Raw genomic sequence first — 15600 nt, forward strand, 5'->3', positions numbered from 1 at the left:
TACAGCGGTAGAAAAGTTTCACGCTCACGTAGCTCAGTCGGTAGAGCACCTCCTTGGTAAGGAGGAGGTCGAAGGTTCGATTCCTTTCGTGAGCACCATCCAAGCAGTACGTCCTACGCAGCAAGCCACCTAAAGAAACCAAGCGAGAAGCGAGTCATGGCCAAGGGTAAATTCGAGCGCACCAAGCCGCACGTGAACGTGGGCACCATCGGCCACGTGGACCACGGCAAGACCACGCTGACCGCAGCGCTGACCAAGGTGGGCGCTGAGCGTTTCGGCGGCGAGTTCAAGGCGTACGACGCGATCGACGCGGCGCCGGAAGAGAAGGCGCGCGGCATCACGATTTCGACGGCGCACGTCGAGTACGAATCGGCGAACCGCCACTACGCGCACGTGGACTGCCCGGGCCACGCCGACTACGTGAAGAACATGATCACGGGTGCGGCGCAGATGGACGGCGCGATTCTGGTGTGCTCGGCCGCTGACGGCCCGATGCCGCAGACGCGCGAGCACATCCTGCTGTCGCGTCAGGTCGGCGTGCCGTACATCGTCGTGTTCCTGAACAAGGCCGACATGGTGGACGACGCCGAGCTGCTCGAGCTGGTGGAGATGGAAGTTCGCGAGCTGCTGACCAAGTACGAGTTCCCGGGCGACGACACCCCGATCATCCACGGTTCGGCGCGTCTGGCGCTGGAAGGCGACCAGTCGGAAATCGGCGTGCCGGCGATCCTGAAGCTGGTGGACGCGCTGGACACGTTCATTCCGGAGCCGGAGCGCGCGATCGACAAGCCGTTCCTGATGCCGGTGGAAGACGTGTTCTCGATCTCGGGCCGCGGCACCGTGGTGACCGGCCGTATCGAGCGCGGCATCATCAAGGTGGGCGACGAAATCGAAATCGTCGGTATCCGTCCGACGCAGAAGACCACCGTGACCGGCGTGGAAATGTTCCGCAAGCTGCTGGACCAGGGTCAGGCGGGCGACAACGCCGGTCTGCTGCTGCGCGGCACCAAGCGTGACGACGTCGAGCGCGGCCAGGTGCTGGCCAAGCCGGGTTCGATCACCCCGCACACCGAGTTCGAAGCCGAGGTGTACGTGCTGTCGAAGGACGAGGGCGGCCGTCACACCCCGTTCTTCAAGGGCTACCGTCCGCAGTTCTACTTCCGCACGACCGACATCACCGGCGCGGTGACGCTGCCGGACGGCGTCGAGATGGTGATGCCGGGCGACAACATCAAGATGGTCGTGTCGCTGATCAACCCGGTGGCGATGGACGACGGCCTGCGCTTCGCGATCCGCGAAGGCGGCCGTACGGTCGGCGCCGGCGTGGTGGCGAAGATCATCAAGTGACGAACTGACCGGGCGCGCCCAGCGCGCCCGGCTCTGTCAGTTCGTCATCCCCGCGAAAACGGGGATCCAGACTGCCAGTACAGCAACGTCATCCCCGCGAAAGCAGGGGTCCAACCCAGAAACGGGTTGGACGCAAGTCCAAGCAAACGGCGGGCCGGCAACCCGGTCCGCCTTTGCTGTTTCAAAGCATCGCGTTTTCGAACACAATGCTCGGCCGGTTCGATCGCCCCACGGGGCCTTGAATTCGGGTCCATGAGATTCATATACGCCAGTAGCTCAATTGGCAGAGCAGCGGTCTCCAAAACCGCAGGTTGGGGGTTCGAGTCCCTCCTGGCGTGCCACTCAGGCAATGCGGATCCCTCCGCGCAAGCCCGGCCCCGCGGCCGGACTTTCACCAAGAAGGCGGCTGCGCAAGCGCCCCCGCGATGGATCGGATGAACAGCAAGATCGAACAACACGGTTCTGCATCCGCTGGCGACTTCGTCAAGTACGCCCTGGCGCTGCTCCTGATCGCTGGCGGCGTGTTCGCGTTCTACTGGTTCTCGAGCTGGAACGGCGCGCTGCGCGGTCTGATCGTCGCCGCCGGCGTGGTTGCCGGTCTGGGCGTGTTCATGACCAGCGGCAAGGGCCACCAGACCCGCGAGTTCCTGTCGGAATCGCGCTTCGAACTGCGCAAGGTGGTCTGGCCGACCCGTCAGGAAGCCATGCGCACCACCTGGGTAGTGATGATCGCGGTCGCGATCCTCAGCCTGATCCTGGCCGGCTTCGATCTGATCATCGCCGAAGCGGTCAAGCTAATTTTGGGGCACTGAGGCAATGACCGAAGTACATAAGCGCTGGTACGTCGTTCACGCCTACTCCGGCTTCGAGAAGTCGGTGGCGCAGGCGCTGCGCGATCGCATCGTGCGTTTCGAAATGCAGGAGCGCTTCGGCGACGTCCTGGTGCCGACCGAGGAAGTGGTCGAGATGCGCTCCGGCCAGAAGCGCCGTTCCGAGCGCAAGTTCTTCCCGGGCTACGTCCTGGTCCAGATCGCCACGCACGACGAGGCCGGTATTCCGCGCATCGACAGCGAGAGCTGGCACCTGATCAAGGAAACCCCGAAGGTCATGGGCTTCATCGGCGGCACCGCCGACCGTCCGCTGCCGATCCAGGACCGCGAGGCGGACATGATCCTGCAGCGCGTTCAGGAAGGCGTCGAGAAGCCCAAGCCCAAGGTCCTGTTCGAGCCGGGCGAGATGGTCCGCGTCATCGACGGCCCGTTCGTGGACTTCAACGGCGTGGTCGAGGAAATCAACTACGAGAAGAGCCGCCTGCGCGTGGCGGTGCTGATCTTCGGCCGTTCGACCCCGGTCGAGCTGGAGTTCGGCCAGGTCGAGAAGGCCTGACCGGGGCGCCGGCGGCCCCCGAGCGGGCTCCCGGAAACCCTGTTATACTTAGCGGCTGCGCAGCCTAGGCGCGCACCGAACCAGGAAACCGCAGCCGCCGCAAGGCGGCTGTCGGCGTCTGAAAAAACGTGAAGCCGGGACACGTGATATTCCCGGTCCGATGGGGAGCCTGAGACCCAGGCGCTTGCACCCGGAGAGAAGAAGATGGCTAAGAAAGTAGTTGGTTACATCAAGCTGCAGGTGAAGGCCGGTCAGGCCAATCCGTCGCCGCCGGTGGGCCCCGCCCTCGGTCAGCGCGGCCTGAACATCATGGAGTTCTGCAAGGCGTTCAACGCCGCGACCTCCAAGCTGGAGCCGGGTCTGCCGACCCCGGTGATCATCACCGCGTACTCCGACCGTACCTTCACCTTCATCACCAAGAGCACCCCGGCATCGGTGCTGCTGAAGAAGGCCGCCGGCATCAGCTCGGGCTCCAAGCGCCCGAACACCGAGAAGGTCGGCAAGGTCACCCGTAAGCAGCTCGAGGACATCGCCAAGGCGAAGGAAGCCGACCTGACGGCGGCCGACCTGGACGCGGCGGTGAAGACGATTGCGGGTTCGGCCCGCAGCATGGGTCTCGTGGTGGAGGGCTAAGACATGGCGATCAGCAAGCGCGAAAAAGCAATCAAGGCCGCCGTGGTTCCGGGTAAGGCGTACGCCTTCGACGAAGCCATCAAGATCGTCAAGACCGCGACCAAGTCCAAGTTCGTCGAGTCCGTCGACGTCGCCGTCCGTCTGGGCGTGGACGCGAAGAAGTCCGACCAGCAGGTGCGCGGTTCGACCGTGCTGCCGGCCGGTACCGGCAAGTCCGTGCGCGTGGCGGTGTTCGCCCCCGCGGGTGCCAAGGCCGACGAGGCCCTGGCCGCTGGCGCCGAGGCCGTCGGTATGGACGACCTGGCCGAGAAGATGCAGGCCGGCGACCTCAACTACGACGTCGTCATCGCGACGCCGGACGCCATGCGCGTGGTCGGTAAGCTCGGCCAGGTGCTGGGCCCGCGCGGCCTGATGCCGAACCCGAAGGTCGGCACCGTGTCGCCGAACCCGGCCGAAGCGGTCAAGAACGCCAAGGGCGGCCAGGTGCGTTACCGCACCGACAAGGCCGGCATCATCCACTGCACCATCGGCAAGGCTTCGTTCGAAGACGCCTCGCTGAAGGACAACCTGCAGGCGCTGCTGCTGGACCTGATCAAGGCCAAGCCGGCGACCGCCAAGGGTCAGTACCTGCAGAAGGTCTCGATCAGCTCGACCATGGGCCCCGGCGTGACCGTGGACCAGACCTCGCTGACGCTGAAGTGACGATCTGACCCGCGCGCGCAGCGCGTGGCTTTGTCAGATCGTCATTCCCGCGAAAGCGGGAATCCAGGGCTCCACCTGGCAGCAGCAACGAATAAGTCACTGGATTCCCGCCTCCGCGGGAATGACAGCAACAAAGGCTAACGGCGGCTCCAGCCGCCATTAGCCAAACTTTTGAGGGCATCGCCAGGGCTAACCCCCGAACGAAGCCGTCAAAGACCGCAGGCGCGGTCAGCGCGTACCGACGACGGGCACGGAAGCTCGGTCTGGCAAGGAGTCGCCGTCGGTGCTAGCGGGATCGCTTGATTCGGACTCTTCGGAGCCGGGCCCGCGCAGATGGTGCCGCCCTACTGAAACCTTTTCAGGAAAGGCCACCACCCGGAACGCCCCAGGCGTTCCCGGCGCCAGGATGGTGCCGCTCAGGACCGCAAGCGGCAGGAGCCGTGAGCGGAGTTCACAAGAGGAGTGTTTATGGCTCTCAATCTGTCTCAGAAGCAAGAAGTAGTCGCCGAGCTGGCAGAAGTCGCCGCGAAGGCTCACTCCTTGGTTGCTGCCGAGTACGCTGGCACGACGGTCGCTCAGATGACCGCCATGCGCAAGAAGGCTCGTGAAACCGGTGTGTACTTGCGTGTCGTCAAGAACACCCTGGCTTCGCGTGCCGTGGCCGGTACCGAATACGAGTGCGCCCAAGACGCCCTCGTCGGTCCGCTGCTGTATGCGTTCTCGACGGAAGAACCCGGCGCTGCCGGGCGTCTGATCAAGGAATTCGCCAAGGGCAACGACAAGCTGCAGGCCAAGGTGGTCGCCATGGGCGGCCAGCTGTACCCGGGCAGCCACGTCGAAGTGCTGGCCTCGTTGCCGACCCGCGAGCAGGCTCTGGCCATGCTGGCGCGCGTCCTCGCCGAACCCGCAAGCATGTTCGCCCGCGCCGTCAAGGCCGTGGCCGACAAGCAGGGCGGTGGCGAAGCCGCACCGGCCGAAGCCGAAGCGGAAACGGCGTAATCGCCGTTCGCTCAGCGAACATCTACTGAACCGATTCGTATCAATTTCCTAAAAGGTTAATCACATGTCCCTGTCCAACGAACAGATCGTCGACGCCATCGCCGAGAAGACCCTTCTCGAAGTGATGGAGCTGGTCAAGGCGATCGAAGAGAAGTTCGGCGTCTCCGCCGCTGCCCCGGTCGTCGCCGCTGCCGGCCCGGCCGCCGCTGCCGCCCCGGTCGAAGAGCAGACCGAGTTCAACGTCATCCTGAAGGCCGCCGGCGAGAAGAAGGTCGAGGTCATCAAGGCCGTTCGCGCCATCACCGGCCTGGGTCTGAAGGAAGCGAAGGACCTGGTCGAAGGCGCTCCGCAGACCGTGAAGGAAGCCGCTTCGAAGGAAGAGTCCGAGAAGATGAAGAAGGACCTCGAGGCCGCTGGCGCGACCGTCGAAGTGAAGTAAGTTGCATCGCGTCGCCGGATTCATCACTGGCGACCACCCAAGGCTGGGGACGAAAGTCCCCGGCCTTTGGCCGTTGTTGAAGTACCGGAAATAAAGTCCCGAGTTGGCAGTCGGAAGTAGCGGGAGAAGGCGTGCTGGTGCCGGCAATACCAGCGACTTCCCACTGTCAGTTCTTCGTTCCCTCTGGGTTTGCGGTCGCGGACGCGCGATCTGCCCGAAACGCCGCAACGGCGTGTCGGAAGCCCACCAGAAAACCGAGGCGGTAGCTCACCATGACGTACTCGTTCACCGAAAAGAAGCGCATCCGCAAGGACTTCGGCAAGCGCAAGTCGATTCTCGAAGTGCCCTTCCTGCTGGCCATCCAGGTCGACTCCTACCGCGAATTCCTGCAGGAGCACACCGAGCCTAGCAAGCGCGCCGATCGCGGCCTGCACGCCGCCCTGAAGTCGGTGTTCCCGATCTCCAGCTACAGCGGCAACGCCGCGCTCGAATACGTCGGCTACAAGCTCGGCGATCCGGCGTTCGACGAGCGCGAGTGCCGTAACCGCGGCCTCAGCTACGGCGCCCCGCTGCGCGTGACCGTGCGCCTGGTGATCTACGACCGCGAGTCGTCGACCAAGGCCATCAAGTACGTGAAGGAGCAGGAGGTCTACATGGGCGAGATTCCGCTCATGACCGACAACGGCACCTTCATCGTCAACGGCACCGAGCGCGTCATCGTCTCGCAGCTGCACCGTTCGCCGGGCGTGTTCTTCGACCACGACCGCGGCAAGACCCACAGCTCGGGCAAGCTGCTGTACAGCGCCCGCATCATTCCCTACCGCGGCTCCTGGCTGGACTTCGAGTTCGACCCGAAGGACGCGCTGTTCACCCGTATCGACCGCCGCCGCAAGCTGCCGGTCACCGTGCTGCTGCGCGCGTTGGGCTACAACAACGAAGAGATGCTCGCGCAGTTCTTCGAGATCAACACCTTCCACATCGATCCCAAGGAAGGCGTGCAGCTCGAGCTGATCCCCGAGCGTCTGCGCGGCGAAACCCTCAACTTCGACCTCGCCGACGGCGACAAGGTCATCGTCGAGGCCGGCCGCCGCATCACCGCGCGCCACGTCAAGCAGCTCGAGCAGGCCGGCGTCGCCGCCCTGGCCGTGCCCGACGAGTACCTGGTCGGCCGCATCCTGTCGCACGACGTCGTCGACGCCAAGACCGGCGAACTGCTGGCTTCGGCCAACGACGAGATCAGCGACGACCAGCTGGCCGCGTTCCGCAAGGCCGGCATCGACAGCGTCGGCACGATCTGGGTCAACGACCTGGACCGCGGCCCGTACCTGTCCAACACCCTGCGCATCGATCCGTCCAAGACGCAGCTGGAAGCGCTGGTCGAGATCTACCGCATGATGCGTCCGGGCGAGCCGCCGACCAAGGACGCCGCTCAGAACCTGTTCCACAACCTGTTCTTCACCTTCGAGCGCTACGACCTGTCGGGCGTCGGCCGGATGAAGTTCAACCGCCGCATCGGCCGCAAGGAAACCACCGGCGCCTCGGTGCTGTACGACGCCAAGTACTTCGCCGAGCGTAAGGACGAAGAGTCCGCGCGCCTGCGCGGCGAGCTGGGCGACAGCTCGGACATCCTGGACGTGATCCGCGTCCTGACCGAGATCCGCAACGGCCGCGGCACCGTCGACGACATCGACCACCTGGGCAACCGTCGCGTGCGTTCGGTCGGCGAAATGGCCGAGAACGTGTTCCGCGTCGGCCTGGTCCGCGTCGAGCGCGCGGTCAAGGAGCGCCTGTCGATGGCCGAGTCCGAAGGCCTGACCCCGCAGGAGCTGATCAACGCCAAGCCGGTGGCCGCCGCGATCAAGGAGTTCTTCGGCTCCTCGCAGCTGTCGCAGTTCATGGACCAGAACAACCCGCTGTCGGAAGTCACGCACAAGCGTCGCGTGTCGGCCCTCGGCCCGGGCGGTCTGACCCGCGAGCGCGCCGGCTTCGAAGTGCGCGACGTGCACCCGACCCATTACGGCCGCGTCTGCACCATCGAGACGCCGGAAGGCCCGAACATCGGCCTGATCAACTCGCTGGCCGTGTTCGCGCGCACCAACAAGTACGGCTTCCTCGAGACGCCGTACCGCAAGGTCGTGGACGGCAAGGTCACCGACGACATCGAGTTCCTGTCGGCGATCGAAGAGAACGAGTACGTCATCGCCCAGGCCAACGCGACCCAGGACGACAAGGGCGTGATGACCGACCAGTTCGTGGCCTGCCGCTACCAGGGCGAGTCGCTGCTGAAGCCGCCGAGCGAAATCCACTACATGGACGTCTCGCCGATGCAGACCGTGTCGGTCGCCGCGGCGCTGGTTCCGTTCCTCGAGCACGACGACGCCAACCGCGCGCTGATGGGCGCGAACATGCAGCGTCAGGCCGTCCCGACCCTGCGCAGCCAGAAGCCGCTGGTTGGCACCGGCATCGAGCGCGCCGTGGCGCGCGACTCGGGCGTGACCGTGAACGCCCTGCGTGGCGGCGTGATCGAGCAGATCGACGCCGGCCGCATCGTGGTCAAGGTCAACGAGGACGAGATCACCGACGTCACCGACGCCGGCGTCGACATCTACAACCTGATCAAGTACACGCGTTCCAACCAGAACACCTGTATCAATCAGACCCCGCTGGTGAAGGTGGGCAACGTGATCGCGCGCGGCGACGTGCTGGCCGACGGTCCCTCGACCGACATCGGCGAGCTCGCGCTGGGCCAGAACATGCTGGTCGCTTTCATGCCGTGGAACGGCTACAACTTCGAAGACTCGATCCTGCTCTCCGAGCGCGTGGTCGAGGAGGATCGCTACACCACGATCCACATCGAAGAGCTGACCTGCGTCGCCCGCGACACCAAGCTGGGACCGGAGGAAATCTCCGCCGACATCCCGAACGTCTCCGAGCAGGCGCTGAACCGCCTCGACGAGTCCGGCGTGGTCTACATCGGCGCCGAAGTCCGCGCCGGCGACATCCTGGTCGGCAAGGTCACGCCCAAGGGCGAGTCGCAGCTGACTCCGGAAGAGAAGCTGCTGCGCGCGATCTTCGGCGAGAAGGCCTCCGACGTTAAGGACAGCTCGCTGCGCGTGCCCCCGGGCATGGACGGCACCGTCATCGACGTGCAGGTCTTCACCCGCGACGGCATCGAGAAGGACAAGCGCGCGCGCCAGATCGAGGAATCCGAGATCAAGCGCGTCAAGAAGGACTTCGACGACCAGTTCCGCATCCTCGAGAGCGCGATCTACGCCCGCCTGCGTTCGCAGCTGGTTGGCAAGGTCGCCAACGGCGGCGCCGGCCTGAAGAAGGGCGACGTCATCACCGAGGCGTTCCTCGCCGGCCTGAAGAAGTCCGAGTGGTTCACCCTGCGGATGAAGGACGACGAGGCGATCGATGCCATCGAGCGCGCCCAGAAGCAGATCGACACGCACGAGAAGGAATTCGAGCGCCGCTTCACCGACAAGCGTTCGAAGATCACCCAGGGCGACGACCTCGCGCCGGGCGTGCTGAAGATGGTCAAGGTGTTCCTGGCCGTTAAGCGCCGCATCCAGCCGGGCGACAAGATGGCCGGCCGTCACGGCAACAAGGGCGTGGTCTCGACCATCGTTCCGGTCGAGGACATGCCGTACGCCGCCGACGGTCAGACCGTCGACATCGTGCTGAACCCGCTGGGCGTGCCGTCGCGTATGAACATCGGCCAGATCCTCGAGGTGCATCTGGGCTGGGCCGCCAAGGGCCTGGGCCAGAAGATCCAGCGCATGCTGGAGGCGCAGCAGAAGATCGCCGAGCTGCGCAAGTTCCTCGACGAGATCTACAACCACGACCAGAAGGCGCACGGCCAGCGTGTGGACCTGAAGCAGTTCAGCGACGAAGAGTTGCTGACGCTGGCCCACAACCTGACCGACGGCGTGCCGATGGCCACCCCGGTGTTCGACGGCGCGGCCGAGGTCGAGATCAAGAAGATGCTCGAGCTGGCGGATCTGCCGAGCAGCGGTCAGACCATCCTGCACGACGGTCGCACCGGCGAGGCGTTCGAGCGTCCGGTCACCATCGGCTACATGCACATGCTGAAGCTGAACCACCTCGTCGACGACAAGATGCACGCGCGTTCGACCGGTCCGTACTCGCTCGTCACCCAGCAGCCGCTGGGCGGCAAGGCGCAGTTCGGCGGCCAGCGTTTCGGCGAAATGGAAGTCTGGGCGCTGGAAGCCTACGGCGCGGCCTACACCCTGCAGGAAATGCTGACGGTGAAGTCCGACGACGTGCAGGGCCGCAACCAGATGTACAAGAACATCGTCGACGGCGAGTACGAGATGGTCGCCGGCATGCCGGAGTCCTTCAACGTGCTGGTGAAGGAAATCCGCTCGCTCGCGATCAACATGGAGCTGGAAGAGAACTGAGGACAGCCGGACTCCGGACCGGGCGAGGGCGCTAAGGCGACCCTGGCCCGACCGGACCTCCAGAACCGACGTTCCCCTTTCTCTATCCCGATTCCCGGAGAGTTCAAATGAAAGACTTGCTCAACCTCTTCAACCAGCAGCGCCCCGCGCTGGACTTCGACGCGATCAAGATCGCGCTGGCTTCGCCCGACCTGATCCGTTCGTGGTCGTTCGGCGAAGTGAAGAAGCCGGAAACCATCAACTACCGTACCTTCAAGCCCGAGCGCGACGGCCTGTTCTGCGCCGCGATCTTCGGACCGATCAAGGACTACGAGTGCCTGTGCGGCAAGTACAAGCGCATGAAGCACCGTGGCGTGGTCTGCGAGAAGTGCGGCACCGAGGTCACCCTGGCCAAGGTCCGTCGCGAGCGCATGGGTCACATCGACCTGGCCTCGCCGGTCGCCCACATCTGGTTCCTCAAGTCGCTGCCGTCGCGCATCGGCCTGATGCTGGACATGACCCTGCGCGACATCGAGCGCATCCTGTACTTCGAAGCCTACGTCGTCACCGAGCCGGGCCTGACCCCGCTGGAGCGCGGCAACCTGCTGACCGAAGAGCAGTTCCTGCAGGCGCGCCAGGAGCACGGCGACGACTTCGAGGCCGCGATGGGCGCCGAGGCGGTCTACGACCTGCTGCGCACCATCGACCTGCAGGCCGAGATGATCCAGCTGAAGGAAGAGATCGCCTCGACCAACAGCGAAACCAAGCTCAAGCGCCTCACCAAGCGCATCAAGCTGGTCGAAGCCTTCCTCGAGTCGGGCAACCGTCCGGAGTGGATGGTCATGACCGTGCTGCCGGTGCTGCCGCCGGACCTGCGTCCGCTGGTGCCGCTGGACGGCGGCCGCTTCGCGACCTCCGACCTGAACGACCTGTACCGCCGCGTCATCAACCGCAACAACCGCCTGCGCCGCCTGCTGGAACTCAATGCGCCCGACATCATCGTGCGCAACGAGAAGCGCATGCTGCAGGAGTCGGTCGACGCCCTGATGGACAACGGCCGTCGCGGCCGCGCCATCACCGGCACCAACAAGCGCCCGCTCAAGTCGCTGGCCGACATGATCAAGGGCAAGCAGGGCCGGTTCCGTCAGAACCTGCTCGGCAAGCGCGTGGACTACTCGGGCCGTTCGGTCATCGTGGTCGGTCCGACCCTGCGCCTGCACGAGTGCGGCCTGCCGAAGAAGATGGCGCTGGAGCTGTTCAAGCCCTTCATCTTCGCCAAGCTGCAGCGTCGCGGCCTGGCCACAACGATCAAGGCCGCCAAGAAGCTGGTCGAGCGCGAAGAGGCCGAGGTGTGGGACATCCTCGAAGAGGTGATCCGCGAGCATCCGGTGCTGTTGAACCGCGCTCCGACCCTGCACCGCCTCGGCATCCAGGCGTTCGAGCCGGTGCTGATCGAAGGTAAGGCCATCCAGCTGCACCCGCTGGTCTGTACCGCGTTCAACGCCGACTTCGACGGCGACCAGATGGCCGTGCACGTCCCGCTGAGCCTCGAGGCCCAGCTGGAAGCGCGCGCCCTGATGATGGCGTCGAACAACATCCTGTCGCCGGCCAACGGCGAGCCGATCATCGTGCCGTCGCAGGACGTCGTGCTGGGTCTGTACTACATGACCCGCGCCCTGGAGAACAAGGCGGGCGAGGGCATGGCCTTCGCCAACGTCGCCGAGGTCAAGCGCGCCTACGACAACCGCGTCGTGCAGATCCACGCCAAGGTCAAGGTCCGCATCAGCGAGTCCGTGATCAACGAGGACGGCACCCGCACGCCCAAGACCTCGATCGTCGACACCACCGTCGGCCGCGCCCTGCTGCGCGAAATCCTGCCGGACGGCCTGCCGTTCGCGCTGGCCAACACCGAGCTGACCAAGAAGAACATCTCGCGCCTGATCAACAGCTGCTACCGCATGCTGGGCCTGAAGGACACGGTCGTGTTCGCCGACAAGCTGATGTACACCGGCTTCGCCTACGCGACCCGCGCCGGCGTCTCGATCGGCATCGACGACATGATCATCCCGAAGGAAAAGGAAGGCATCGTCGCCGAGGCCGAGGGCGAAGTGCTGGAAATCCAGCAGCAGTACCAGTCGGGCCTGGTCACCGCCGGCGAGCGCTACAACAAGGTCGTCGATATCTGGTCGCGCACCAACGAGCGCGTGGCCAAGGCGATGATGGACGCGATCGGTACCGATCACATCACCAACGCCAAGGGCGAGGCCGTCGACCAGAAGTCGATGAACTCGCTGTACATCATGGCCGACTCCGGCGCCCGCGGTTCGCAGGCGCAGATCCGTCAGCTGGCCGGCATGCGCGGCCTGATGGCCCGTCCCGACGGCTCGATCATCGAGACGCCCATCAAGGCGAACTTCCGCGAAGGCCTGAACGTGCAGGAGTACTTCAACTCCACGCACGGCGCCCGTAAGGGTCTGGCCGATACCGCGCTGAAGACCGCGAACTCGGGTTACCTGACCCGCCGTCTGGTCGACGTGGCGCAGGACGTGGTGATCACCGAAACCGACTGCGGCACCGTCGAGGGTCTGATGATGACCCCGATCGTCGAAGGCGGCGACGTGGTCGAGCCGCTGCGCGATCGCGTGTTGGGCCGCGTCGTGGCCGAGGACGTGTTCCTGCCGGGCAACGACGAGGATCCGATCGTCACCCGCAACACCCTGCTCGACGAAGCCTGGGTGCAGAAGCTCGAGGACGCCAGCGTCCAGTCGATCAAGGTGCGTTCGACCATCACCTGCACCAGCGCCTTCGGCGTCTGCGCGCACTGCTACGGTCGCGACCTCGGCCGCGGCCACCTGGTAAACCACGGCGAAGCGGTCGGCGTCGTCGCCGCGCAGTCGATCGGCGAGCCCGGCACGCAGCTGACCATGCGTACGTTCCACATCGGCGGCGCGGCTTCGCGTGCGGCGGCGATCGACAACGTCACGGTCAAGACCACCGGTTCGATCAAGTTCAACAACCTCAAGCACGTCGCGCACGCCAACGGCCACCTGGTCGCGGTGTCGCGTTCGGGCGAACTGTCGGTCCTCGACCCGCACGGCCGCGAGCGCGAGCGCTACAAGCTGCCGTACGGCGCCACCATCAGCGTCAAGGACGGTGCCGAGATCAAGGCCGGCCAGCAGGTCGCGAATTGGGATCCGCATAACCACCCGATCGTCTCGGAAGTGGCGGGCTTCATCCGCTTCGTCGACTTCGTCGACGGCGTGACCGTCATCGAGAAGACCGACGAACTGACCGGCCTGGCCTCGCGCGAGATCACCGATCCGAAGCGTCGCGGCTCGCAGGGCAAGGACCTGCGTCCGGTCGTGCGCATCGTCGACAAGAACGGCAAGGACCTGTCGATTCCGGGCACCGATCTGCCGGCGCAGTACCTGCTGCCGCCGCGTTCGATCGTCAACCTGCAGGACGGCGCCGCGGTCGGCGTGGGCGACGTGGTCGCCAAGATCCCGCAGGAAGCCTCGAAGACCCGCGACATCACCGGTGGTCTGCCGCGCGTCGCCGACCTGTTCGAAGCCCGCAAGCCCAAGGATCCGGCCGTGCTGGCCGAGGTCTCCGGCATCGTGAGCTTCGGTAAGGACACCAAGGGCAAGCAGCGCCTGATCATCAAGGAAACCGACGGCAACGAGCACGAAGAGCTGATCCCGAAGTACCGCCAGATCATCGTGTTCGAAGGCGAGCACGTGGAGAAGGGCGAGACCGTGGTGGACGGCGAGCCGAGCCCGCAGGACATCCTGCGCCTGCTCGGCGTGGAGCCCCTGGCCGTGTACCTGACCAAGGAAATCCAGGACGTCTACCGCCTGCAGGGCGTGAAGATCAACGACAAGCACATCGAAGTCATCGTTCGCCAGATGCTGCGCAAGGTCGAAATCACCGACCAGGGCGACAGCAAGTTCCTGCATGGCGAGCAGATCGAGCGTCAGCGCTTCGTCGAGGAGAACGCGCGTCTGCTGGCCCGTAACGAGATCCCGGCCAAGTACGATCCGGTCCTGCTGGGCATCACCAAGGCCTCGCTGGCGACCGAGTCGTTCATCTCGGCCGCGTCGTTCCAGGAGACCACCCGCGTGCTGACCGAGGCCGCCGTGCGCGGTACCCGCGACGGCCTGCGCGGTCTGAAGGAAAACGTGATCGTGGGTCGCCTGATTCCGGCCGGTACCGGCCTGGCGTACCACACCCAGCGCCGCAAGAACGCCTCGGGTCTGACCGACTCGGAGATGGAGGCCCTGGCCGGCCCGGTGTCGGTCGAGGCTCCGGCCGCGGTCGTCGAGGCCGAAGTCGCGGCCGAGACCGGCGACGAGTCCAGCGCCTCCTGAGGCCTGGGCCCGCGCCCGGCCCTCTCCCGCTCGCGGGGGAGGGCGGCGGCGGGTCGGGCGCTGGCATGCCGGCGCCAAGTCGTATATAGTTCGCAGTTCGGATCGCCCTTCGGGGCGTCCCAGATCACGAAATGAGGCGCAGGGAGCGCCTCGTGTTCGGCCCAAGGCAGGGCGGGATCGCAGGATGTAGAACGGCTGTGCCACGCGGAAACCCCGCGGCTGGCGGCTGTTCCCATAGCTCGCGTTGACGGTAACGTCGAACGCGGGCTATACTTTTTCGTCTCGGTGGGCCGGGTGTATTCGGCTTGCCGTTCGCTTCTCAACGTAGTGGCTACACCAGCCCCTCACTAAAGAGTTCCTGATGGCAACGATCAACCAGCTCGTCCGCAAGCCGCGGCAGGCGACCACCTACAAGAGCGCCTCGCCGGCGCTCGCGAACTGCCCGCAGCGTCGCGGCGTTTGCACCCGCGTGTACACCACCACCCCGAAGAAGCCGAACTCGGCGCTGCGTAAGGTGGCCAAGGTGCGTCTGACCAACGGTTACGAGGTCATCTCGTACATCGGCGGCGAAGGCCACAACCTGCAGGAGCACAGCGTGGTGCTGATCCGCGGCGGCCGAGTCAAGGACCTGCCGGGCGTGCGCTACCACACCGTTCGCGGCTCGCTCGACGCCGCCGGTGTCGCCAAGCGTCGCCAGAGCCGTTCCAAGTACGGCGCGAAGCGTCCGAAGTCCTAAGCGCGTAGCTGCCCAGGCGCGCGCCCTCCGGCGCCGCCGCCCGCAAGCACGTCTGTCAAGAATCACGAGAATAGGTACGCACCATGTCGCGTAAAGGTTCCACCCCGCAGCGTTCGGTCCTGCCCGATCCCAAGCACGGCAGCGAGACGATCGCGCGCTTCATCAATATGGTCATGCAGAGCGGCAAGAAGTCCGTCGCCGAGAAGATCGTCTACGGCGCCATGGACGTGATCGGGGAGAAGAACCCGAACGCGCTCGAGCTGGTCGAAAAGGCCCTCGGCAACGTCTCGCCCGCGGTCGAAGTGAAGTCGCGTCGCGTCGGCGGCGCCACCTACCAGGTGCCGGTCGAAGTGCGTTCGTCGCGCCGCATGGCTCTGGCGATGCGCTGGCTGATCGAGTCGGCGCGCAAGCGCGGCGAGAACACCATGCCGCGCAAGCTGGCCGCCGAACTGCTCGACGCCTCGGAAAACCGCGGCGGCGCGATCAAGAAGCGCGAAGAGACCCACCGCATGGCGGAAGCGAACAAGGCGTTCGCTCACTACCGCTGGTGATCCGAGCGCCCCAGGGCACCTGAGTGCCCGGGCCTCA

The 15600-nt window shown here is 65.3% G+C and carries 11 protein-coding genes and 2 tRNA genes; all 13 read left to right on the plus strand.

The features are described from left to right. Window positions 1-22 precede the first annotated feature (22 nt). The 13 genes from LVB77_RS06605 to rpsG all read left to right on the plus strand — a co-directional run bounded on the left by LVB77_RS06605 (window position 23) and on the right by rpsG (window position 15563). Window positions 23-98: transfer RNA gene (locus LVB77_RS06605), tRNA-Thr, on the plus strand. Window positions 99-156: 58 nt separating this feature from the next. Further along, window positions 157-1347 (plus strand): elongation factor Tu, encoded by a 1191-nt coding sequence (tuf, locus tag LVB77_RS06610; protein WP_232909385.1) that lies wholly within the window; start codon window positions 157-159, stop codon window positions 1345-1347. A 265-nt stretch (window positions 1348-1612) separates the two neighbouring features. Then, a tRNA-Trp gene (locus LVB77_RS06615) sits at window positions 1613-1688 on the plus strand. A 93-nt stretch (window positions 1689-1781) separates the two neighbouring features. Further along, complete coding sequence (gene secE, locus LVB77_RS06620) at window positions 1782-2159, plus strand: preprotein translocase subunit SecE (protein WP_232909386.1); 378 nt, start codon at window positions 1782-1784, stop codon at window positions 2157-2159. A 4-nt stretch (window positions 2160-2163) separates the two neighbouring features. Next, on the plus strand, window positions 2164-2733 hold the full coding sequence (nusG, locus tag LVB77_RS06625) for a transcription termination/antitermination protein NusG (protein ID WP_232909387.1): 570 nt from the start codon (window positions 2164-2166) through the stop codon (window positions 2731-2733). Window positions 2734-2937: 204 nt separating this feature from the next. Then, window positions 2938-3366, plus strand: a complete 429-nt coding sequence (rplK, locus tag LVB77_RS06630; protein WP_091638452.1) for a 50S ribosomal protein L11 — start codon at window positions 2938-2940, stop codon at window positions 3364-3366. A 3-nt stretch (window positions 3367-3369) separates the two neighbouring features. Then, on the plus strand, window positions 3370-4068 hold the full coding sequence (rplA, locus tag LVB77_RS06635; protein ID WP_232909388.1) for a 50S ribosomal protein L1: 699 nt from the start codon (window positions 3370-3372) through the stop codon (window positions 4066-4068). A gap of 468 nt (window positions 4069-4536) precedes the next feature. Next, window positions 4537-5067: a 50S ribosomal protein L10 gene (rplJ, locus tag LVB77_RS06640; protein ID WP_057160015.1), complete on the plus strand. Its 531-nt coding sequence runs from the start codon at window positions 4537-4539 to the stop codon at window positions 5065-5067. 64 nt (window positions 5068-5131) lie between these two features. After that, a complete protein-coding gene (gene rplL / locus LVB77_RS06645) occupies window positions 5132-5506 on the plus strand; it encodes a 50S ribosomal protein L7/L12 (protein WP_055902456.1) in 375 nt (124 codons plus the stop codon). Window positions 5507-5778: 272 nt separating this feature from the next. Beyond that, window positions 5779-9930: a DNA-directed RNA polymerase subunit beta gene (gene rpoB / locus LVB77_RS06650; RefSeq protein WP_232909389.1), complete on the plus strand. Its 4152-nt coding sequence runs from the start codon at window positions 5779-5781 to the stop codon at window positions 9928-9930. Between the two features lie 107 nt (window positions 9931-10037). Further along, complete coding sequence (gene rpoC, locus LVB77_RS06655; protein ID WP_232909390.1) at window positions 10038-14276, plus strand: DNA-directed RNA polymerase subunit beta'; 4239 nt, start codon at window positions 10038-10040, stop codon at window positions 14274-14276. A gap of 361 nt (window positions 14277-14637) precedes the next feature. Further along, on the plus strand, window positions 14638-15012 hold the full coding sequence (gene rpsL, locus LVB77_RS06660) for a 30S ribosomal protein S12 (RefSeq protein ID WP_036115437.1): 375 nt from the start codon (window positions 14638-14640) through the stop codon (window positions 15010-15012). Window positions 15013-15095: 83 nt separating this feature from the next. Beyond that, window positions 15096-15563 carry a 30S ribosomal protein S7 gene (gene rpsG, locus LVB77_RS06665; protein ID WP_055902462.1) on the plus strand — a complete coding sequence of 156 codons (468 nt, stop codon included), beginning with the start codon at window positions 15096-15098 and terminating at the stop codon, window positions 15561-15563. Window positions 15564-15600: the final 37 nt, after the last annotated feature.

Origin of the sequence: Lysobacter sp. 5GHs7-4, assembly GCF_021284765.1 — a bacterium.
Lineage (GTDB): Bacteria > Pseudomonadota > Gammaproteobacteria > Xanthomonadales > Xanthomonadaceae > Lysobacter.

What these genes read in the sequence shown, in the direction of transcription:
- rplA (WP_232909388.1), top strand. Translation starts at nt 3,370, where the DNA reads ATGGCGATCAGCAAGCGCGAAAAAGCAATCAAGGCCGCCGTGGTTCCG.
- nusG (WP_232909387.1), top strand. Translation starts at nt 2,164, where the DNA reads ATGACCGAAGTACATAAGCGCTGGTACGTCGTTCACGCCTACTCCGGC.
- rpoB (WP_232909389.1), top strand. Translation starts at nt 5,779, where the DNA reads ATGACGTACTCGTTCACCGAAAAGAAGCGCATCCGCAAGGACTTCGGC.
- rpoC (WP_232909390.1), top strand. Translation starts at nt 10,038, where the DNA reads ATGAAAGACTTGCTCAACCTCTTCAACCAGCAGCGCCCCGCGCTGGAC.
- rpsL (WP_036115437.1), top strand. Translation starts at nt 14,638, where the DNA reads ATGGCAACGATCAACCAGCTCGTCCGCAAGCCGCGGCAGGCGACCACC.
- rplK (WP_091638452.1), top strand. Translation starts at nt 2,938, where the DNA reads ATGGCTAAGAAAGTAGTTGGTTACATCAAGCTGCAGGTGAAGGCCGGT.
- secE (WP_232909386.1), top strand. Translation starts at nt 1,782, where the DNA reads ATGAACAGCAAGATCGAACAACACGGTTCTGCATCCGCTGGCGACTTC.
- tuf (WP_232909385.1), top strand. Translation starts at nt 157, where the DNA reads ATGGCCAAGGGTAAATTCGAGCGCACCAAGCCGCACGTGAACGTGGGC.
- rpsG (WP_055902462.1), top strand. Translation starts at nt 15,096, where the DNA reads ATGTCGCGTAAAGGTTCCACCCCGCAGCGTTCGGTCCTGCCCGATCCC.
- rplJ (WP_057160015.1), top strand. Translation starts at nt 4,537, where the DNA reads ATGGCTCTCAATCTGTCTCAGAAGCAAGAAGTAGTCGCCGAGCTGGCA.
- rplL (WP_055902456.1), top strand. Translation starts at nt 5,132, where the DNA reads ATGTCCCTGTCCAACGAACAGATCGTCGACGCCATCGCCGAGAAGACC.